The 20578-nt window shown below is 40.0% G+C and carries 15 protein-coding genes and 2 tRNA genes; 11 read left to right on the top strand and 6 right to left on the bottom strand.

The features are described 5' to 3' along the window. Positions 1-36: 36 nt before the first annotated feature. The 8 genes from O6P32_RS07330 to O6P32_RS07295 all read left to right on the top strand — a co-directional run bounded on the left by O6P32_RS07330 (position 37) and on the right by O6P32_RS07295 (position 11946). Positions 37-3138 (top strand): efflux RND transporter permease subunit, encoded by a 3102-nt coding sequence (locus tag O6P32_RS07330; protein WP_269877726.1) that lies wholly within the window; start codon positions 37-39, stop codon positions 3136-3138. A 4-nt stretch (positions 3139-3142) separates the two neighbouring features. Continuing rightward, the gene (locus O6P32_RS07325) at positions 3143-4318 is read left to right on the top strand and encodes a TolC family protein (RefSeq protein ID WP_269877725.1); all 1176 of its coding nucleotides are present in this window, start codon (positions 3143-3145) and stop codon (positions 4316-4318) included. A 102-nt stretch (positions 4319-4420) separates the two neighbouring features. After that, positions 4421-5617: a BamA/TamA family outer membrane protein gene (locus tag O6P32_RS07320; protein ID WP_269877724.1), complete on the top strand. Its 1197-nt coding sequence runs from the start codon at positions 4421-4423 to the stop codon at positions 5615-5617. Beyond that, positions 5604-7301, top strand: coding sequence for a phosphoethanolamine transferase (locus O6P32_RS07315; RefSeq protein WP_269877723.1), 1698 nt, complete (start codon positions 5604-5606; stop codon positions 7299-7301). The genes O6P32_RS07320 and O6P32_RS07315 overlap by 14 nt, the downstream gene beginning before the upstream one ends. Positions 7302-7369: 68 nt before the next feature. Next, positions 7370-8293 (top strand): homoserine O-acetyltransferase MetA, encoded by a 924-nt coding sequence (metA, locus tag O6P32_RS07310; protein ID WP_269877722.1) that lies wholly within the window; start codon positions 7370-7372, stop codon positions 8291-8293. After that, positions 8293-10119, top strand: coding sequence for a peptidase U32 family protein (locus O6P32_RS07305; protein WP_269877721.1), 1827 nt, complete (start codon positions 8293-8295; stop codon positions 10117-10119). Before metA ends, O6P32_RS07305 begins: the two co-directional genes overlap by 1 nt. Positions 10120-10125: 6 nt before the next feature. Further along, complete coding sequence (locus tag O6P32_RS07300; RefSeq protein ID WP_178265773.1) at positions 10126-11076, top strand: hypothetical protein; 951 nt, start codon at positions 10126-10128, stop codon at positions 11074-11076. Positions 11077-11133: 57 nt separating this feature from the next. Continuing rightward, on the top strand, positions 11134-11946 hold the full coding sequence (locus O6P32_RS07295; protein ID WP_269877719.1) for a DUF134 domain-containing protein: 813 nt from the start codon (positions 11134-11136) through the stop codon (positions 11944-11946). Positions 11947-12101: 155 nt separating this feature from the next. On the opposite strand, the gene O6P32_RS07290 is transcribed toward O6P32_RS07295, so the two are convergent. From O6P32_RS07290 to O6P32_RS07270, 5 genes are all read right to left on the bottom strand, one after another. Continuing rightward, positions 12102-13295 (bottom strand): pyridoxal phosphate-dependent aminotransferase, encoded by a 1194-nt coding sequence (locus tag O6P32_RS07290; protein WP_269877717.1) that lies wholly within the window; start codon positions 13293-13295, stop codon positions 12102-12104. An 87-nt stretch (positions 13296-13382) separates the two neighbouring features. Further along, complete coding sequence (locus O6P32_RS07285) at positions 13383-14084, bottom strand: Bax inhibitor-1/YccA family protein (RefSeq protein WP_178265776.1); 702 nt, start codon at positions 14082-14084, stop codon at positions 13383-13385. Positions 14085-14189: 105 nt separating this feature from the next. Next, positions 14190-15404: a bifunctional 3,4-dihydroxy-2-butanone-4-phosphate synthase/GTP cyclohydrolase II gene (locus O6P32_RS07280; RefSeq protein ID WP_269877715.1), complete on the bottom strand. Its 1215-nt coding sequence runs from the start codon at positions 15402-15404 to the stop codon at positions 14190-14192. A gap of 8 nt (positions 15405-15412) precedes the next feature. After that, positions 15413-17311 (bottom strand): LptF/LptG family permease, encoded by a 1899-nt coding sequence (locus O6P32_RS07275; RefSeq protein WP_178266683.1) that lies wholly within the window; start codon positions 17309-17311, stop codon positions 15413-15415. Between the two features lie 81 nt (positions 17312-17392). After that, positions 17393-17773 (bottom strand): START-like domain-containing protein, encoded by a 381-nt coding sequence (locus O6P32_RS07270; protein WP_269877713.1) that lies wholly within the window; start codon positions 17771-17773, stop codon positions 17393-17395. Positions 17774-18033: 260 nt separating this feature from the next. Here O6P32_RS07270 and O6P32_RS07265 point away from each other — a divergent pair. Then, positions 18034-18107 (top strand) — tRNA-Met (locus O6P32_RS07265). A 55-nt stretch (positions 18108-18162) separates the two neighbouring features. Next, positions 18163-18236: transfer RNA gene (locus O6P32_RS07260), tRNA-Met, on the top strand. Between the two features lie 94 nt (positions 18237-18330). Here O6P32_RS07260 and O6P32_RS07255 read toward each other — a convergent pair. Next, entirely contained in the window at positions 18331-19257 is a 927-nt protein-coding gene (locus O6P32_RS07255; protein ID WP_269877712.1) for a helix-turn-helix domain-containing protein, read from the bottom strand. Positions 19258-19453: 196 nt separating this feature from the next. Between O6P32_RS07255 and O6P32_RS07250 the strand changes: the two genes are divergently transcribed. Beyond that, on the top strand, positions 19454-20569 hold the full coding sequence (locus O6P32_RS07250) for an efflux RND transporter periplasmic adaptor subunit (protein ID WP_269877711.1): 1116 nt from the start codon (positions 19454-19456) through the stop codon (positions 20567-20569). The last annotated feature ends 9 nt before the right edge of the window (positions 20570-20578 follow it).

Here is a 20578-nt window from a genome sequence, read left to right as displayed (position 1 = left end):
ACTTACACGCTCAAAAAAACTAAAAACAGAATATTTATGCTGAATAAGATTATACATTTTTCATTGCATAACCGACTTTTGGTGTTGGTTGCTTCTGTGCTGTTGCTGATAGGGGGAACCTATACGGCTTTTCATACAGAAGTGGATGTCTTTCCTGATTTGAATGCTCCTACCGTAGTTATCATGACAGAAGCCGGAGGTATGGCAGCCGAAGAGGTGGAACAGTTGGTTACATTCCCTATCGAGACAGCTGTAAACGGGGCAACGGGGGTACGCCGTGTGCGTTCTTCGTCTACTACCGGATTCTCTGTGGTATGGGTAGAATTCGACTGGGATACCGATGTGTATCTTGCCCGTCAGATTGTGTCGGAAAAGATAGCTGCAGTGGGTGAGAGTTTACCCGAATATGTAGGAAATCCCACTTTAGGTCCCCAGTCTTCTATTCTGGGTGAGTTGCTGATTGTAGGACTTACAGCAGACAGTACCTCAATGCTCGATTTGCGTACAATTGCAGACTGGACCATCCGTCCCCGTTTGCTGTCTACCGGAGGTGTGGCGCAGGTAGCTGTGTTGGGAGGAGATATCAAGGAATACCAGATTCTGATTCATCCGGAGCGTATGCGTCATTATGGAGTGACTTTGGGAGAAGTCATGGAGGTAACCCGCTCGATGAACCAGAACACAAACGGGGGTGTAATTTACGAATACGGCAATGAATACATTGTACGCGGAGTGATTTCTACCGATGAGATTCAGAAGATGAAGCGTACTATGGTGAAGTACGTGGAGGGAGATCCTGTCATGTTGGAAGATGTTGCTGATGTACAGATTGGTGCACAGCAGCCTAAACTGGGACTCGCTTCCGAAAAGGGTAAACCGGCAGTGCTGATTACAGTCACCAAGCAGCCTAATACTGGAACCATTGAACTGACAGAACAACTGGAGGCAGCTTTGAAGGATCTGCAGAAGAATCTTCCGCCCGATGTGAAGGTCTCTACCGACATATTCCGTCAGTCTCGTTTTATCGAAAACTCAATCAGCAATGTACAGAGCTCTTTGTACGAGGGAGCCATCTTTGTAATTATTGTGCTTTTCCTGTTCCTGGCCAATACACGTACTACACTTATTTCTTTGGTAACACTGCCTTTGTCTTTGGTGGTAGCGATTTTGGTACTTCACTACATGGGACTTAGTATCAATACCATGAGTTTGGGAGGTATGGCTATTGCTATCGGTTCGCTGGTCGATGATGCCATAGTGGATGTAGAAAACGTATGGAAGCATTTGCGTGAAAACAGAATGCTGCCTGTGGCAGAGCGCCGTCCGATACGTGAGGTTGTCTTCAACGCTTCACGTGAGGTACGTATGCCTATCTTGAATTCTACTCTGATTATTATAGTCAGCTTTGTTCCTCTGTTTTTCCTGAGCGGAATGGAAGGACGTATGCTGGTTCCGCTGGGAGTTGCCTTTATTGTATCCTTGTTTGCTTCTACTGTAGTGGCTCTGACTTTGACTCCTGTTCTGTGCAGTTATTTGCTGGGAGGTAAAACCTTGGAAAAAGGGTTGCCAAAGGAGGCTTTTCTTGCAGTCTGGTTGAAGAAGCATTATGAAGCAAGTCTGTGCTGGGCATTGGAACATAAGAAAGTGGTGCTTGGATTTACAGGGGCTTTATTTGTAGTTGCGCTAGGCAGTTTTTTTACATTAGGAAGTAGCTTCCTGCCTCCGTTCAACGAAGGTTCGTTCACAATTAATGTGAGCTCCATGCCAGGTATATCACTGGAGGAATCGGATAAGATTGGACGCCAGGCAGAAGAATTGCTGATGACAATTCCTGAAATTCAGACAGTAGCTCGTAAGACCGGTCGTGCTGAATTGGATGAGCATGCACTGGGAGTAAACGTATCCGAAATAGAAGCACCTTTTGAATTAAAGGATCGCTCGCATGCAGAGTTGCTGGAGGAAGTTCGTCATAAGCTCTCTGTACTTACCGGAGCCAATATCGAAATAGGACAGCCTATCAGTCACCGTATCGATGCCATGTTGAGTGGTACACAGGCCAGCATTGCCATCAAGTTGTTTGGAGACGACTTGAACCGGATGTTTGCTTTGGGTAATCAGATAAAGGCTGCCATCAGTGATGTAGAAGGTATTGCCGACCTGAACGTGGAACAGCAGATAGAACGTCCGGAGCTGAAGATTGTTCCCCGTCGCGAAGCTTTGGCCAAATACGGTATGTCGTTGCCGCAGTTTAATGAGTTTGTTACTGTCTGCATGGCAGGTGAAGTGGTATCGCAAGTGTATGAAAAGGGAAAGGCCTTCAATCTGATAGTCCGTTCGGCAGAAGAAGACAGAGGAGAAATAGAACGTGTGAAAGACCTGATGATTGATACCGGAAAGGGAAACAAAGTTCCTTTGTCGTATGTAGCAGATGTGGTATCGTCTATGGGACCCAATACCATCAATAGAGAGAATGTAAAGCGTAAGATTGTTATTTCTGCCAATACAAGCGGACGCGATTTACGCAGTGTGGTAAATGATATCCGCGAAAGAGTGGATAAGGAAATCAGTTTGCCGGAAGGGTATCATATCGAGTATGGTGGACAGTTTGAAAGCGAACAGGCTGCAAGTCGTATTCTGATGCTGGCTTCACTGATGAGTATTGTGGTGATATTCCTTTTATTGTATGTGCAGTTTAAGAATGTGGCTCAAAGTGGAGTTATTCTGTTGAATCTTCCGTTGGCATTGATTGGAGGAGTGTTTGCTTTATTGTGTACGACGGGAGAAATGAGTATTCCGGCTATTATCGGTTTTATCTCTCTCTTTGGCATTGCTACCCGAAATGGTATGTTGCTGATCAGCCATTACAATTTGTTGCGTGAGGAGCAGCATATGGGAATCCGTGAAAGTATTGTACACGGTTCGCTGGATCGTCTGAATCCTATCCTGATGACGGCATTGTCATCGGCATTGGCACTTATTCCGCTTGCTTTGCGTGGAGATTTGCCGGGAAATGAAATACAGAGTCCGATGGCAAAGGTTATTCTGGGTGGTCTGCTGACCTCTACTTTCCTGAATGCCTTTATTATTCCTATTGTATATGAGTTAATGAATCGGAAAAAGTCAACTGTAAAAAAATAATGTTATGAGAAAACAATATATGATTGGGGTTGTGGGACTGTTTCTTGCCGGCAGTTTGCAGGCCCAGAATATAGCAGATGTCTTGCAGAGTATTGAGCGTAACAATAAAGAGCTGCAGGCACAGTTGCAACTGACAGAAGCTGCAAAGATGGAAGTTCAGACACAGAACAGTCTGTCGGATCCAACGATAGATTATAGTCCGTTTTTTGCAAAAGGAGTAGATGGAGTAGCCAGTTCGGAGCTGGTTGTTTCACAGGAATTTGATTTTCCTACTCTGTATGCAGCACGCAGACAGTCGGGAAAATTGCAACAGGAAGTATTGGACAGACAGCAGCAGGCTGTCCGTCGTAGCATACTTTTGGATGCCAAAAATCTGTGTCTGGATTTGATACGTCTGAATCAGGAGAAAGCTCTGCTGGATGCCCGTAAGAAAAATGCTGATGAACTGCTTACTTTGTTCGAAAAGCGTCTTCAGGAAGGGGATGCCGGAATACTTGAGGTCAATAAAATAAAAATGGAACGGATGAATGTGCAGACTGAGGTTACTCAGAATAATGCCGCACACCGTACCGCTTTACAGTCGCTGTTGGCAATGAACGGTAACTTGCCTTTGGAGTTTACTGCTGATACTTATCCGCAGATAGAAAAAATAAGCGATTACAATGCTTTGTACGATGAAATTATGCTGACTGATGCTGATTTATTGGCTTCGGATGCGGCTGCTCGTGCTGCTGCCAAAGAGGTAAGTGTAAACAAGCAAAACTGGTTGCCTAAGCTTTCGGTTGGCTACCGCCGGAATACTTCTTTGGATGAAAAGAGTAACGGATTTCTTATTGGAGGGAGTATTCCTCTGTTCTCCAACCGGAAAAAAGTGAAGATTGCCCGTGCCCAGGAAGTAGGAGCTCGCTTACAGTTGGATAACGCACGTTTGCAGGCAGAAGCAACGGTACAGAGCCGTTATAATGAAGTACTGCAATTGCAGGAAGCAATGAAAGCATACGATGTACCTTTGATGCACGAAACGCTGGATATGTTGAAACAGGCTGTTATGGCTGGGCAACTATCTATTATTGAATATTATGTAGAGGTAGACGGAGTATACCGCAATCTTCAAGCTTATATTCAGATAGAAAATCAATATCAGAAACTGATGGCTGATATTTATAAAAACAGGTTATAGGCTGTAAAATTCTCGGTTTTTGTGGCATTTCCGATGGAAAAGCCACGTAGTATAACATTAAATGTAGAATAAATCGTATATTTACATAAATATACGATTGTTATGCTACGACTTACTGTATTATGCCTGACAATCCTCACTTTTATTAACTTGTTTTCTCAAACTCATGTGATAGAAGAAGTTGATAAAAGGGGGATTATTTCTGATTCGACAGAAATTTCTGCTCATGATTCTTTACAAACTGAAAAAACAGGTTTCTTAAAGAAATTTCTAGCTTATTTCAATGATGCCAACAAGGAAAAAAGTGATAAAAAATTTGATTTCAGCATCATTGGAGGACCTCATTATTCTACTGATACCAAACTGGGTATCGGGTTGGTTGCGGCCGGATTGTATCGGACAGACCGTGCAGATTCTCTTCTTCCTCCTTCCAATGTTTCCTTGTACGGAGATGTTTCTACTGTAGGCTTCTATTTGCTGGGAGTGAGAGGTACTCATTTGTTCCCGAAAGACCGCTATCGCTTTAATTATAATCTTTATTTTTTCTCTTTTCCGAGCCTTTATTGGGGAACGGGGTATGATAATGGAGCTAATGACGATAACGAAAGTGAATATAAACGCTTTCAAGCTCAGGTTAAACTGGATTTTATGTTCCGCGTCAGTTCCAATCTCTATGTAGGACCAACTTTTGCTTTTGACTACATTCGGGGGTATGATTTTGAAAAGCCGGAATTGTTAAATGGAATGGATCAGAAAACAATTGGCATTACTCCCGGGTTTTCTATAGTATATGATAGCAGAGATTTTCTGACTAATGCTTATAAAGGAATGTATGTACGTCTCGACCAGAGATTCAGTCCTTCGTTTTTAGGTAATGATTACGCTTTTAGTAGTACGGAACTTACTGCAAACTATTACAGACCGGTATGGAAGGGAGGTATATTGGCCGGACAGTTTCATACCCAATTGAATTATGGAGATCCTTTTTGGGGATTGATGGCTACACTGGGAAGTTCTTATTCCATGAGAGGGTATTATGAAGGAAGATATCGGGATAAATGTGCTATGGATGCACAAATAGAACTTCGTCAGCATGTATGGAAACGGAATGGTATAGCCGTATGGGTAGGAGGTGGTACAGTCTTTCCCGAATTTTCTGCTCTGAGATGGAAACATTTACTACCCAATTATGGTGTCGGTTATCGTTGGGAGTTTAAGAAAAGAGTGAATGTAAGGTTAGATTTAGGATTTGGCAGGCACCAGACCGGGTTTATTTTTAATATAAATGAAGCTTTTTAGCAATATGAAGAAGTGGTTTGAAGATCAAAGGAATTTATTTTACTGTTTTTTATTTGTTTTAATTGTACCCAATATATTGTTGTGTATTACCGAGCAGATGTCTGTTGGTGCGAAGCTGACCAATATTCTGTTACCGCTTGGATGCTATTATACGCTGATGACATTGTCGAGAAGCAGTGCTAAGATGGTGGGATATTTGTTTTTGTTTGTTTTTTTGGGAGCTTTTCAGATAGTCTTACTTTATTTGTTTGGAAAGTCGGTCATTGCTGTTGACATGTTTCTGAATCTGGTAACGACTAATTCCGCAGAAGCATTTGAATTATTAGACAATTTAATCCCCGCATTGGTGGTGGTGTTTTTATTATATATCCCTATAATTGTTTGGGGAATAATAAGCGTGGTACATAAAAGAACTGTTTCCGAAGATTTCCTTCGCAGACAGCGTAAAAAATCGGTATTGGGGCTTTTCTTAGGAGTTCTGGCTTTACTCTTGACAGTTTGGACTGATGAACAATATGAATTCAAGTCCGTTTTTTATCCGGTAAATGTGTGTTATAATGCATATTTGGCAGTACAGAGGGAGATTAAGACCGAGTCGTATGACCAGACCTCAAAAGACTTCTCTTTTCATGCATATTCTTCCCATGCAGAAGAGGAACGGGAAATTTATGTGATGGTTGTGGGGGAAACATCTCGTGCATTAAATTGGAAATTATATGGATATGACCGTGACACAAATCCTTTGTTGTCTGTAACGGACGGGTTGGTCGCTTTTCCGAAGGTTCTTACAGAATCGAATACCACTCATAAAAGTGTACCGATGTTGCTGTCGGATATTTGTGCAGAAAACTTCGATTCTATTTATTTCCGGAAAGGAATATTGACGGCATTTAAAGAGGCTGGTTTCCATACTGCCTTTTTTTCTAATCAGCGGTATAATAATTCATTTATTGATTTTTTCGGTAAAGAAGCGGAGAATAGCTATTTTATTAAAGAAAAAGAATCTTGTCTCAATCCCGGGGATGAAGACTTGCTGTTGTTATTAGAAAAAGAATTGAAAAAGAAACAGAGAAAGTTGTTTGTGGTATTGCATACATACGGTTCTCATTTTAGCTATAAAGAACGTTATCCGAATGATTTTGCATATTTCAAACCGGATTCTCCGTTGGATGTATCAGTCAAATATCGTGAAAATTTAAAAAACGCTTACGACAATACCATTCGTTATACAGATTATTTTTTATTTCGTTTGATGTCACTTTTGAAGCAGGAGCAGGCACAAACAGCTTTTGTCTATACTTCTGATCACGGAGAAGATTTATACGATGACGATCGTCGTTTATTTCTTCATGCATCTCCTGTTCCTTCAGCTTATCAGATTTATGTACCTTTTGTTGTCTGGACTTCGGATGAATATCAGACTGCTTATTCCGATAAAGTACAGGCTTTGGAAGCAAACCGTCTGAAAAATATTTCCTCCAGTTCTTCTCTGTTTCATACTATGCTTGATTTAGCAGGAGTTGAAACTGTATACCGGAAGGAAAATTGTTCTGTAGCGAGTCAAAACTTTGTGGAATCTCCACGTGTGTATCTGAACGATCATAATGAGGCGCGCTCACTAAAGGATATGAAGATGGACGACGAAGATTTTCGTTTGTTGAAGAAATGGAATATTGATTATTGAGCTTCTTTATATTTCTGTAATCCGGCCGAAATGTTTAATTTTGTCATGGAAAAGAATAAAGAGAAGATATGCCATTAAATTTACCCGATAGACTGCCTGCTATTGATTTATTGAAAGAAGAAAATATCTTTGTAATTGATAATTCGCGGGCTACGGCACAGGACATCCGTCCGTTGAAGATTGTGATTTTAAACCTGATGCCGATAAAGATTACTACAGAGACTGATTTGATTCGTCTCTTGTCCAACTCACCTTTGCAGATTGAGGTCAGCTTTATGAAGCTGAAGAGCCATACTTCGAAGAATACCCCTATTGAGCATATGAAAGCTTTTTACAGGGATTTCGAACTGATGAAGAATGAGAAGTTCGATGGTATGATTATTACTGGTGCTCCCGTTGAACACCTTGCTTTTGAAGAGGTGAACTATTGGGAGGAAATAGCTGATATCTTTGCTTGGACACGTACTCATGTTACATCTACTCTGTATATCTGTTGGGCTGCACAGGCTGGGCTGTACTATCATTATGGAATACCTAAGTATCCGTTGGACAAAAAGATGTTTGGTATTTTCGAACATCATATTTGTGAAGGATTCCGTCAGTTACCTATTTTCAGAGGCTTTGACGATTTGTTTTTTGTTCCCCATAGCCGCCATACAGAAATACGCCGTGAGGATATAGAGAAGCATCCGGAACTGAAAATCATTTCAGAATCGGATGATTCGGGAGTACATATTGTGATGGCAAGAGGAGAACGTGAATTTTTTGTAACCGGTCATTCGGAATATTCTCCCTATACATTGGATACAGAGTATCGCCGTGATGTGGCAAAAGGATTGCCTATTGATATTCCCAAGAACTATTATGTGGGAGATAACCCAGACAACGGTCCGTTGGTGCGCTGGCGTAGTGTGGCCAATCTGCTGTTCTCTAACTGGCTGAATTATTATGTATATCAGGAAACACCATACGATATAAATGAAATAAAATAATGGTAAAGCAACGTCCTATTGAATTATTGGCTCCGGCTAAGAATCTGGAGTGTGGTATCGAAGCCATTAATCATGGTGCTGATGCAGTATATATTGGTGCTCCCCGCTTTGGTGCCCGTGCTGCTGCCGGCAATTCGCTGGAAGATATTGCTGCACTGGTGGAGTATGCACATACGTTTAATGTGCGTATTTATGTGACGGTGAATACCATTTTGCACGATGAGGAACTGAAGGAAACAGAAGAGATGATATGGGATCTTTATCGGGCAGGGGTAGATGCACTGATTATTCAGGATATGGGTATCACTCGTTTGAATCTTCCTCCTATTCCTTTGCATGCCAGTACACAAATGGATAATCGTACTCCGGAAAAAGTACGTTTTCTTGCTGAGGCCGGATTTCGCCAGGTTGTGCTTGCCCGTGAACTTACTCTTGAAGAAATTAGAAAAATTCATCAGACCTGTCCTGATACCCCTCTTGAAGTGTTTGTACACGGAGCGTTATGTGTCAGCTATAGCGGTCAGTGCTATGTAAGCCAGGCATGTTACGGACGTAGTGCCAATCGTGGAGAATGTGCACAGTTCTGCCGGTTGGGTTTTGATTTGGTTGACTCAGAAGGTAAGGTGATAGCAAAAAACAAACATTTGTTGTCTTTGAAAGATATGAATCAGAGTGAAAATCTGGAAGCCTTACTTGATGCAGGAGCTTCTTCTCTGAAGATTGAAGGACGACTGAAAGATGTTTCGTACGTAAAGAATGTAACCGCATATTACAGACAGAAGCTGGATGCTATTCTGAAGCGCCGTAAGGAATATGTACGGGCTTCATCGGGACGGGTGAAACTGGCATTTACTCCTCAGCTGGATAAAAGTTTCAGCCGTGGTTTTACTGATTATTTTGTACATGGACGTAATCCGGGTATCTTTTCTTTTGATACTCCCAAATCACTTGGAGAAGAAATGGGAGTGGTGAAAGAGGTGCGTGGAAATTATCTGACGGTGGCAGGTGTAAAGCCATTTTCCAATGGAGACGGACTCTGCTTCTTGGATGAGCAGGGAAAATTGCAAGGCTTCCGTGTAAATAGGGTAGAGAACAATAAGCTGTATCCTCAGGAAATGCCCAGACTAAAACCTAAGACAAAACTGTATCGCAACTTCGACCAGGAGTTTGAAAGAGTGATGCAGAAAAAGTCTGCAGAGCGTAAAATTGCCGTTCGTATGGAACTGACAGAGTCGAATTGGGGATTTGCTTTGGAAATGGCCGATGAAGATAATAATCGTATCGTAGTTACCTTACAGAGAGAAAAAGAACTGGCGCGTACTCCTCAGGCTGAGAATCTGAAAAATCAGTTGAGTAAGTTGGGAAATACACCTTTCGAGATGAGAGAAATAGTCATTTCTTTATCCGATAACTGGTTTATACCTTCTTCTGAATTGTCGGAGTTGCGTCGTAGAGCCGTAGAGAAGTTGTTGGAATCTCGCAAGATAAATTATCGTAGGGAGATTGCGAAAATGCCAGAAACTACGCATGCATTTCCAGCACAGGAACTTACCTATTTGGGAAATGTGATGAACCGCTCTGCATGGAGCTTTTATCATGACCATGGTGTGAAACGTATTCTTCCGGCTTTTGAAAAGGAGCAACCGGAACAGGCTGTATTGATGTTCTGCAAACATTGTATCCGCTATAGTATGGGATGGTGTCCTACACACCATAAGACACGCTCTCCTTTTAAAGAACCTTATTTTCTAGTCAGTGCAGACGGACGTCGTTTCCGTTTACAGTTTGATTGTAAGGCTTGTCAGATGAAAGTATTGGCAGAATAAAAATAGATGAGGCTTATAAGGTATGTAATAGGGTTGTTGGGGGTAATATTTTGTATTACAGCATGTCATTATCCGGCTTCTTTTCCTTTGCAGAAAGGGAAAGGAGCAGACTCTTTATACCTTAATACGCCTCGTTTATATGCATTGAATAGCAATTTTGAAGTCACTGCAGACTCTTTGTGGCTCTATCAGCTTCCTTTTACGGATTCTGTAAAGGTCTTTCGGGGGGACCGTTTGGTGGTAGCCGAATTTTCGGTACATCGGCAAGAAAAAGAAGATTCGGTATGGGTAAAGGTGGCGCGCGATCAGGAGACCATTGGCTGGCTTTGTGAACGTACGCTTTTGAAAAATATTGTTCCTGTAGATCCGATATCTAAATGTATCCATTGGTTCAGCAATACACATACAGTCGTTTTCTTTATAATAGTAGGATTGTTTTTTCTTTGGACGGTGTTGAAGGCTGTTCGTAAAAAGCAGATAAAACTTTTAGGACTCAATGATATAGATAGTGTATTTCCTATAGTATTGTCTTGGTTGCTTTCCTCATCAGCAGTACTTTATAATAGTATCTTGCATTTTGTTCCTCAAACCTGGATGCAGTATTATTATAATCCGACTTTAAATCCTTTTGAACTTCCCTTCATTTTAGGACTATTCATTGTTTGTGTGGGGATGATTGGTTTAGTAGGTATTGCAATGCTTGATGACTTGTTTCATCAGGCTACTTTGGAAATTTCATTTTTCTATTTGGTAGGATTTATTTCCTGCTGTATTTTTCTTTATATCTTCTTCACTTATATATGGGTTTATCTGGCTTATCTTTGTTGGATAAGTTATACGGTATTATGTATTACCCGATTAAGAAAGTCCAATTCTTATCCTTATGCTTGTGGAGCTTGCGGAGCTAAGATGAGAGCCAAAGGAATTTGTCCGCATTGTGGAGCGTTAAATCAGTAATTTTTATTTTATAATGAACATATGTTCATTATATTTGCATCGTAATATGATGAAAATATGTCTCCACGTCCTAAAAATATCAGAAAAGTAAGAGGTATTCCTCTATCTGTAGGTTTTGCACCTTTAGACAACCCCTTATGTTTGAAAGAAATCATATTGTATGTTGAAGAGTATGAAGCTGTTTATTTATGTGATTATGAGGGGAAAACTCAGGCAGAAGCTGCAGAAAGTATGGGAATCTCACGTTCTACTTTAACTCGCATTTATGCATCTGCGAGAAAAAAAATAGCTGAGGCAATCATTGGTTCATGTCGTTTGATTATAGAAGGGGGGACTTCTTATATGGATGCCCGGTGGTTTCGTTGTAGTAAGTGTGGCTTTTTGTTTAACAACATTATTCCTAGTGTTACACTCGATCATACGGTATGTCCGTTGTGTAAGGAACCTTGTGTGGAGATTGAAGATAAAGAGTTAAACCCAATTTATTATAAAGAGATGAAAAAAATAGCTTTACCTACCAGAAATGGAATGATAGACGACCATTTCGGTCATTGTGAGTTTTATACTATTCTTACAGTAGATGATAACAATAAGATTGTGATGAGTGAGACTATTCCTTCTCCGCAAGGTTGTGGATGTAAATCGAATATTGCTTTCAAACTTCAGGAAGATGGTGTAACAGTAATGTTGGCTGGAAATATGGGAGAAGGGGCTTTGAATAAACTTTCATCGTGCAACATTAAGGTAATACGAGGCTGTAAAGGTGCTGTTTTAGAGGTAGCTGAAGCTTATCTGGCTGGTAAAATTCAAGATTCAGGAGTCGGTTGTGCAGGACATCATGAAGCCGGCCATGTATGCTCTCATCATTGATCCTGGATTTTTCTATTTGTTTTTTACAGCGTGATGTGAAAGTTGCATGACTTTTTATGTTGCTTGTGACTTTAGAAAAGTAATGAAAAGAAGGTATATCGAATGAAATTGCTTCATCAGATATACCTTCTTGCTTATAATAAGGGTTGAGTTTATTATTTCAAACGGGCTAATGTATTTTTAATACGCTTCATTGCTTCGATGATATTTTCATCGGAAGTGGCATAACTCATACGGATACATTCAGGTGCACCAAAAGAAGTACCTCCTACACAAGCTACGTGACCTACTTCGAGCAAGTACATAGCCAAGTCGTCTGCATTAGCAATAACGCGGTCTCCGTCTTTCTTACCGAAGAATGAGTCGCATTTAGGGAAGAGATAGAAAGCACCTTGTGGAACGTTGACTTCGAAGCCCGGAATTTCCTTTGCCAGTTTCACAATTAAATCGCGGCGGCGTTCGAATGCTTTACGCATTTCTTCTACCGGAGCCTGTGAGCCTGTATAAGCTGCTTCTGCTGCTTTCTGAGAAACAGAACATGGACCAGAAGTATATTGACCTTGTAGTTTATTTACCCCTTTTACAATCCATTCCGGACCGGCAATGAAACCAATACGCCAACCAGTCATTGCATATGCCTTAGATACACCATTAACAATAACTACACGGTCTTTGATTTCGTTGAACTGAGCAATACTCTGATGTTTTCCGATGTAGTTGATGTGTTCGTAAATTTCATCAGCAATCACAATTACTCGTTCGTGTTTAGCCAATACTGCAGCCAGTCCTGCCAATTCTTCCTGTGTATATACAGAACCGGTTGGGTTTGAAGGAGAGCAAAGAATCAAAGCTCTGGTACGAGGGGTGATACTTGCTTCGAGCTGTGCTGGAGTTATTTTGAAATCTTGTTCAATTCCTGCACGTACAATTACTGGAGTACCTTCTGCCAGTTTTACCATTTCCGGATAACTTACCCAGTAAGGAGCCGGTACAATCACTTCGTCTCCTTTATTGATAAGAGCCATGATAGTGTTGCAAACAGATTGTTTTGCACCATTTGCACAACTGATTTGTGCTGCGGTATATTCCAGACCATTTTCATTTTTCAGCTTTTCTACAATTGCATTACGCAAAGCAGGATAGCCGGGAACAGGAGAATAGCGTGAGAAGTTATCATCAATTGCTTTTTTAGCAGCTTCTTTGATATGGTCGGGAGTATTGAAGTCAGGTTCACCGACACTTAAATTGATAACATCAACACCTTGTGCTTTTAATTCACTACTTTTTTGAGACATAGCCAGAGTCGCTGACGGAGACAGGCTGTTCAAACGATCTGAAAGTTGGTTCATTGTTTTGTCCTTATTTTTAAGATTGAATATTTATTTTGCAAAAGAAGCTAAATTCTTTCATATATAAAAGAATTTAGCTTCTTTTTCTTACTTTCTGTCGCCTAAAATGCGAAGTAGGTAGATAAATAGATTAATAAAGTCGAGATATAGTGTCATTGCTCCCATTAAAGCTATCTTTTGCGTGACTTCATTGACTTCGATATCATCGCCGGATAGCAATCTCTTTATTTTCTGAGAGTCGTACGCTGTCAGTCCTACAAACAGTAATACTCCTATGTAAGAGATAACCATATCCATCATAGAGTTTTGCAGGAATAAATTAACCAGCGAAGCTATGATAATTCCTATTACTCCCATGATACAGAGACTTCCGATGCGGGTTAAATCTTTTTTGGTTATGTAGCCAAAGATGGCCATGGTGCCGAATGTTCCAGCTGTGACAAAGAATGTAGTTGCAATGGAACTTGCCGTGTAAACAAGCAGTAGAATGGAGAGGGTTACACCATTTAATATAGAGTAGACTATAAATAGTATGGTAGCTGTTGTAAATGACATTTTGTAGATACGGGCAGATAAGTACCATACTAATGCTACTTCAGCTATCAGTACTCCCCAAAACATCATGGAGTTTTGAATCATCATATTTACCAGTGTATATGATTTTGCTACATACATAGCTACAAAGCCTGTAATAATTAGGGCAAGAGTCATCCATAAATATACACTGCGGAGGAGAGTTGCCTGAGCGGCTTTTGCCGTATAATTCCTTACGAGATTATTTGTTTCCATAGTTGAAAGTTAATTTATTATACAGGAGATAAACCGGTTAAAAGTAAAATATATGTTTTTATCCGATTTTATCTCCTGCTGTGTGACTTATATATAAGTATCTATTTACTTGTTAAAGTGGAGAGTATGTCCCATGCGCTCCTTTTTTGTATGAAGGTAACGTTCGTTGTACTCATTAGGAGTGATTTCGATAGGTACATTTTCTACGATTTCCAATCCATAGGCTTCCAGTCCGACACGTTTTACCGGATTGTTGGTCATCAGACGCATTTTGTGAATACCGATTTCTCTTAAAATCTGAGCGCCTACACCGTAATCACGTTCGTCGGCCTGATGTCCCAGACAAATATTTGCATCTACTGTATCCATGCCTTCTTCCTGGAGTTTGTAAGCTTTCATCTTTTCCATCAGTCCAATGCCTCTGCCTTCCTGATTGAGATAGATGATTGCACCTTTTCCTTCTTTTTCAATCATCTGCATTGCACGGTGAAGCTGGTCTCCGCAATCGCATCGCATAGAACCGAAAATATCACCTGTTGCGCATGATGAATGTACACGTACCAATACCGGTTCGTCTTCGGTAAATTCACCTTTTATTAAAGCTACGTGCTCCAGTCCGTTGCTTTTCTGGCGGAAAGGAATCAGGTGGAAATTACCGTATACTGTCGGCATATTAACCTCTACACCTTTCTCTACCAGTGATTCCTGTTTCAGTCGGTAAGCAATAAGGTCGGCTATTGAAATCAGTTTAAATCCGTATTCGTCAGCCATCTTGCGAAGTTCAGGAAGACGTGCCATTGTACCGTCTTCGTTCATGATTTCCATCAATGCGGCAGCTGGATACAAACCTGCCAGACGAGCCATGTCTACACATGCTTCGGTGTGACCGGCACGGCGGAGTACTCCTTTTTCCTGAGCATACAGTGGGTTGATGTGTCCCGGGCGTCCGAAAGTCTCAGGCTTTGAGTTAGGATCTGCCAAAGCACGGATGGTTGCAGCACGGTCGGCTGCAGAAACTCCGGTGCTACATCCTTCCAGTTTATCGATTGTAACGGTAAACGGAGTTCCTAATACAGAGGTATTGTTAGCGACTTGATAAGGTAAGTCGAGCTCTTGACAACGTGAAATGGGAATAGGAACACAAAGTACACCTCTGGCATGTTTCAGCATGAAGTTTACTTTCTCGGGAGTAATCAGTTCGGCAGCAATAATCAAATCGCCTTCGTTTTCACGATCTTCATCGTCAACAACAATAACAAACTCGCCTTTGCGAAAATCTTCGATAGCTTCTTCAATGGTGTTTAATTTGACTTTGTCCATAATGTATTTTAATATAAATGTTGATTCTTTATTTGTTCTTGAATATCTCTACTTGTTTTTATAATAGTTTTCAGGTCTTTGTCCAAACGTATTCTGTATCTCCAAATATGCAGATATACCAACAGGCCTGCAGGAATAACAATACCGACAAGCAGATTTAACCAGCGGTTATCGAACAGGCTCTTATGGGCTGTGGTCGATAGGAACGGGTAATTATTCATATAGTTCAGGATAATATGATCTTTGGTATTTGATAAATCCTCAATCGTATTTTCCATTTTCTGATTGATGTCTTTGATGACATCATCATGCTTGTTATTCGTGAAAATCTGAATATAATTAGGCAGACCTAATAAACGGTGTGTGCGGGCATATTGTTCGCATGAATTACAAATATCCTCCAATACTTCCCAATCTTCCTTATAGGTAGGGTTGTGAATAATCACTTCTTTCTTAAACATGTGTCTTGATATGCGTATACCAAATAGTTTTCTGAAAAACATGATATACATATCAGCATTGAATACTGCCGAGTCTTTATTCGACTTGTAAGTAAAGAAAGCCCCGAGTGGCGCCAGTACAATGGTACTCATCCAAGTTCCTAAAATAATATTCATTCCTCCGCTCTTGGCGATGCGTGTTGCACCGGAATCTACAATATAATAAATTAGGAAGATGATAATTGATATCACAACAGGCATTCCTAATCCCCCTTTTCGGATAATTGCTCCTAAGGGAGCACCGATGAAGAAGAAGATGACACAAGCCAGTGACAAGGTGATTTTTTTATGCCAGTCCGACTGGTGGCTGCGTATGTCACTATCTGTATTCTGTGTAATATAGCTCTTCATGTTCCAGTCGGAAGCCAGTGAAGATAAACGGTTTTTTGTGGCAGTTACGGTTTTTAGCTTTTCTGCCGATGTCATCGAGTTGTAAACACTGTCTACATTGACAACAGTAATATGCTCCTTTTGTAGTTTGATGGAGTCGGAAGATGATAGCTGGGCAGGCTTATAGGTTAGTTGCATTGTTTCTGCATGCATAGCCCGTCCTACACTGTCTCCATAGGCAATCAAAGAATCGATTGCTACAGATATTTCACGCATGTTTTTAATATCCGAACGTCGGTCAAGGAAACTTCCGTCTACCATGTTGAATTCGGAATCAAACTTGATGAGGGTATGTTTTTCCTTGAAGGTTTCCCGTCGGTAAGGAACATTTTGAGAAATAACCGATTGTGATTTTAGGTTCTCAAATTGCTCTCCATTGTACAAATGCAGATATAAATGTTGCTTGTCTGCTGTCAACTCCAGTTTTCCTTCTTCAGCCCATACGATATGTGCATTTTCAAATCCATCGGAAAAGTTATAGATGAGTACATCTTTTAGCATGCCGGTGTCTTTATCTTTCTTTTTGACATAGATATTGTATCCTTCAATATCGCTGTAAAATACACCCTCCGGAATGTCAACTTCCGGTGACTTTTGTTTCATGGAGACCAATAAAGTCCAAAGTTGTTTTTGGGCTTTAGGACCAATTACATTTTGGAAAAAAAAAGACATTCCTCCCAAAAAGATGCTGAAAATAACAACTGAGGCCATGATGCGCAACAATGGAATACCTGCTGCTTTCATGGACAATAATTCATAACGTTCTCCAAAGTTTCCGAACGTCATCAGAGCGGCCAGCAGAATGGCCAAAGGTAAGGAAATAGGAATAAGGGTTAACCCGGAATAGAAGAAGAACTGTGCAAGCACATTCATATCCAATCCCTTTCCTACCAATTCGTCTACATATCTCCATAAAAATTGCATCATGAAGATAAAAAGACAGATAAAAAAAGTACCACAAAAGAGTAATAAGAAACTCTTTAATACAAATATATCAAGTTTTTTTATGCGTAGCATTCCCAATATTCTCGTTATCTAATGTGCAAAATTAGTATAAAAAACGAAGAGGAAAACTATGTATTGTATATTTTTAAAGAATTATATACCAAAGACTCTTTTTAAAACATCTATTTGAGAATTCCATAGGCTTCTTGTATCATCTTCTTCGGTGGAGTCTACAAAATCAATTACTTCCAGCGAGTGGTCTTTTGTGAGTTCGTTGTAATGTATTTTAAATTCGAAATAGGTGCGAGGTTCTTCATCTGTCCAATGAAAGCGAATGAAAGATTCTGTACGGTTGTTGATGATTTCGGCATCACGACTTTCAGTCTTTCCCCATTTGAAGATAAATTTCTTTCCTTCTTTTCTGACATCATCTGCAAACCATCTTTCCAGTCCGGAAGGAGTACTGATTGCTCCCCAAATAACACTTCCTGATGAAGGGTTTAAAGGGTATTCTATTTGGATTTTCTTTTTCATAGTTCTTTTTTTGTTTGTTAAATTTAAGTAACGGCGGCAAATTAAATTAATTTTTTGTATATAGCATAGTAAAATGATTATTTTTTATTCGCTTTTCAGTAATTATGGAAAGCGGTTAATCTTGAATGTATTTTCTTGCGATTTTAAAAGGGAATGGGATTCATTTTGAATGAAAATTAAAAAAATGTGAGAAAAAAGTGGGCGTAATGTTGTTTAATTCGAAAACTTGTTTTACCTTTGCACCCGCAATCGAGAAGGATGGCGGGATAGCTCAGCTGGTTAGAGCGCATGATTCATAATCATGAGGTCCCCGGTTCAATCCCGGGTCCCGCTACAAAGAAAAAGATTGCCGTTGGGTGGCTTCCACGCCTGGCGGTTTTTTAAAAGATGGCGGGATAGCTCAGCTGGTTAGAGCGCATGATTCATAATCATGAGGTCCCCGGTTCAATCCCGGGTCCCGCTACTAAAAGAAGCATTTAAGGAATTCATTCTTAAATGCTTCTTTTTTTATATTGTTTTTGATGGGATTTTCATAAAGATGGATGTAATATGGCGAATTAGTCGTTTCTTTTGCTGTTTAAATTTTCTTGTTTTTTTTCTTTCTTAAATTGGCTGGGAGAGATTCCGCTGCATCTTTTGAAAAACTTGTAAAAAGCAGCTTGATCTGAAAAAGATAATAATTCTGCCACATTTTGTATAGAATAAATAGGATTATTCAGACAGGCTTTGGCTTCTACCAATAAATATTCGTCTATAATTTGGCTGGCCGATTTATCATACATTCTTCTGGTCTTTGCAGAAAGTGCATCAGAGGATACGCACAATTGAGTGGCGTACCATTTTACATCATGGTGAAAACGGCAATTGGTACGTACTAAATGTAGAAAATGAGAGAGAATGTCATTCCATAAGTGTTGTTCGTCTGTATTTTCATTCTTGTATAAATTAAAGACCGTATTCCATATTTCAAGTTGAAACATGCGCAACATATTTTCCAAGGCTTCATTACGGAAATGATATTCTGGCTGTGTGATAATATTTATCAATATATTAATATAAAGAGATATCCTTTGTACTACTTGTTCATTGAGGGGGACGAAAGGTCTGTGTGCATATTGGTAGATCAGTCCGACAAATTTAGAACGTATACTTTCGGATATGCTGATGAAGAAACTTTTTTCTGTCATAATGAAATATCCCTCGAAATCTTTGCTGGTTTTCATCTTACTCCAGGGATGTATAAGTATGAAATCCAAATGAGCGGGAGCGTGAATTTCTATATGGTCTTCATTTAATTTGAAACTAAGTTTTCCTTTGCTCAGAAACAGAAAAGCAGGATGTGATTCTTCTAGTTGGCTGGAGCGTAATATATTTTCCCCTTTTAGTAAAAATACAGCCATTTTATCGTTTGTTGCCAGTTCTTCTGCTTGTCCTTTTAGTATAGCTTCGTTGTTTATCCATTGTGAAATAACATATCTTTTCATTTTCGAATCTGTTTGAACGCAATAAAAATACAGATATATTTTAATCACGAAAAAGGCTTTTAAGTGTTTTATATTTTGTAAACAGAAAAATTCCTAAATGTCGGTTTAGGACAAGTTTCTTTCGGTTTAGGACAAATATTTTACTGATTCGCTCTTTTAACTTTACATCGGATTTTAACTAAAAAAGAAAGGAAATATGAATAGATTGTTTTTACCGATGGGTTTTGTCTCTTTGATGTTACTTGTTGCGGCATGTAGTCAGCCAGTGAGACAACAGGAAGGAAGCGATTACAAATTGATGACCGTAGAAAGAACAGATCGTACATTGACAACTTCTTATACGGCAGTGATCAGTGGAAGACAGAGTGTAGAAATTCGTCCGCAGGTCAGTGGAACCATTACAGAAATTTGTGTGAGTGAAGGTGCTAAGGTTATAAAAGGACAAACTTTATTTGTCATTGACCAGGTTCCTTATTTATCTGCTTTGCAGACTGCTTTGGCCAATGTAAAAAGTGCAGAGGCAGCTGTTGCTACGGCTCGTCTTACTGCAGAAAGTAAAGAAGAGTTATTTCAGGAACATGTAGTGTCCGATTTTGATAGACAAACCGCTCAAAATTCTTTGCTGGAGGCTGAGGCTACATTAGCGCAGGCTAAAGCAGAGGAAGTCAATGCAAGGAATAATCTTTCGTATACTGTAATTAAAAGTCCCGTGAATGGAGTTGCAAGTATGTCGTCTTATCGTGTAGGTGCATTAGTTAATTCCTCTATTACAACTCCGTTGCTTACTGTATCGGATGATGAGGAGATATTCGTTTATTTTTCTATGACTGAACAGCAGATTTTATCATTGGTGCGTCAGTATGGCACAATGGATAAAGCACTTGCAGAGATGCCGGAAGTAGAATTGCGTTTAAGTGATGGACTAATGTATGCTCATAAAGGAAAAATAGATGCTATTAGCGGTACTACAGATACAGAAACCGGAGCGATTACCTTGCGTGCCGTATTCCCGAATCCGGAAAGAATGTTGCGTAATGGAAGCACTGCAACAATAGTTTTCCCTTATGTCAAAAACGGTGTGTTTGTGATTCCTCAGGAAGCGACATTTGAAATTCAGGACAGAGTTTATGTGTATAAGGTGAATGGCGAAGGAAAAGCAGAGTCTGCACAAGTTACCGTATTTCCTTTGAATGACGGAAAGGAATATATTGTAGAAAGAGGCTTGGAGCAAGGAGAAACAATTGTGGCAGAAGGAGCCGGACTAATTCAGGAAAATACACAGGTTGCTAATTCTTTGCAAGAGAAGCAATAAGGGAAGGAG

The organism is Phocaeicola acetigenes (assembly GCF_027529745.1).
Lineage (GTDB): Bacteria > Bacteroidota > Bacteroidia > Bacteroidales > Bacteroidaceae > Phocaeicola > Phocaeicola acetigenes.
This window is presented reverse-complemented; position numbering and strand designations above follow the sequence as displayed.

Coding starts and splice junctions, on each gene's coding strand:
- O6P32_RS07330 (WP_269877726.1), top strand. CDS start 37: ATGCTGAATAAGATTATACATTTTTCATTGCATAACCGACTTTTGGTG.
- O6P32_RS07325 (WP_269877725.1), top strand. CDS start 3,143: ATGAGAAAACAATATATGATTGGGGTTGTGGGACTGTTTCTTGCCGGC.
- O6P32_RS07320 (WP_269877724.1), top strand. CDS start 4,421: ATGCTACGACTTACTGTATTATGCCTGACAATCCTCACTTTTATTAAC.
- O6P32_RS07315 (WP_269877723.1), top strand. CDS start 5,604: ATGAAGCTTTTTAGCAATATGAAGAAGTGGTTTGAAGATCAAAGGAAT.
- metA (WP_269877722.1), top strand. CDS start 7,370: ATGCCATTAAATTTACCCGATAGACTGCCTGCTATTGATTTATTGAAA.
- O6P32_RS07305 (WP_269877721.1), top strand. CDS start 8,293: ATGGTAAAGCAACGTCCTATTGAATTATTGGCTCCGGCTAAGAATCTG.
- O6P32_RS07300 (WP_178265773.1), top strand. CDS start 10,126: ATGAGGCTTATAAGGTATGTAATAGGGTTGTTGGGGGTAATATTTTGT.
- O6P32_RS07295 (WP_269877719.1), top strand. CDS start 11,134: ATGTCTCCACGTCCTAAAAATATCAGAAAAGTAAGAGGTATTCCTCTA.
- O6P32_RS07290 (WP_269877717.1), bottom strand. CDS start 13,295: ATGAACCAACTTTCAGATCGTTTGAACAGCCTGTCTCCGTCAGCGACT.
- O6P32_RS07285 (WP_178265776.1), bottom strand. CDS start 14,084: ATGGAAACAAATAATCTCGTAAGGAATTATACGGCAAAAGCCGCTCAG.
- O6P32_RS07280 (WP_269877715.1), bottom strand. CDS start 15,404: ATGGACAAAGTCAAATTAAACACCATTGAAGAAGCTATCGAAGATTTT.
- O6P32_RS07275 (WP_178266683.1), bottom strand. CDS start 17,311: ATGCTACGCATAAAAAAACTTGATATATTTGTATTAAAGAGTTTCTTA.
- O6P32_RS07270 (WP_269877713.1), bottom strand. CDS start 17,773: ATGAAAAAGAAAATCCAAATAGAATACCCTTTAAACCCTTCATCAGGA.
- O6P32_RS07255 (WP_269877712.1), bottom strand. CDS start 19,257: ATGAAAAGATATGTTATTTCACAATGGATAAACAACGAAGCTATACTA.
- O6P32_RS07250 (WP_269877711.1), top strand. CDS start 19,454: ATGAATAGATTGTTTTTACCGATGGGTTTTGTCTCTTTGATGTTACTT.